This is a genomic window from Roseateles chitinivorans (assembly GCF_002761755.1).
In the GTDB taxonomy this organism is placed as follows: Bacteria; Pseudomonadota; Gammaproteobacteria; order Burkholderiales; family Burkholderiaceae_C; genus Roseateles; species Roseateles chitinivorans.
Genome location: NZ_PEOG01000241.1, coordinates 1 through 417 on the forward strand (window position 1 = coordinate 1; position 417 = coordinate 417).

The 417-nt window shown below is 64.3% G+C and carries 2 protein-coding genes; one reads left to right on the forward strand and one right to left on the reverse strand.

Annotated elements, in window-relative coordinates; all coding sequences use genetic code 11:
* Window positions 1-180, forward strand: a 180-nt coding sequence (locus tag CS062_RS27160) for a hypothetical protein (protein WP_233218256.1), incomplete at its 5' end; no start/stop codon positions are given.
* 9 nt (window positions 181-189) lie between these two features.
* Here CS062_RS27160 and CS062_RS25555 read toward each other — a convergent pair.
* Window positions 190-417, reverse strand: a 228-nt coding sequence (locus tag CS062_RS25555; protein ID WP_143742575.1) for an aldo/keto reductase, incomplete at its 5' end; no start/stop codon positions are given.

Genomic DNA, 417 nt, shown 5'->3' on the forward strand with positions numbered 1-417 from the left:
GACTACGCTTCATCGTCATCTCTGCTCTACATGGCACGAACGATGGCCTCTTGGTGGTTTGCGGTCCTTTACACCACCGAGCTCATGCCCATCACCACTGTGGCCGGCGAGGGCCCCGCCGTGCGGCTCAAGGCATTGGTGACCCTGGTGAACGACGCGGTGCGTTACCGGAAGAGTTGATTCGCAACCTCACGATCCCCCTGTCACATTCCGGATGTGGTCACTGGCGAGCATCTGATGGGGATAGCCGAGGTCGATCGCGCTGGCCTCGTCGAGGCGCGCGAGGTGGTCTTCGGCCAGGTCGATGTCGAGGGCGCCGAGGTTTTCCTCCAGTTGGGCGGGTGTGCGGGCGCCGATGACCGGCGCCGTGATGTCCGGGTTCTGCAGCATCCAGGCCAGGCCGGCCTGAGCGGACGT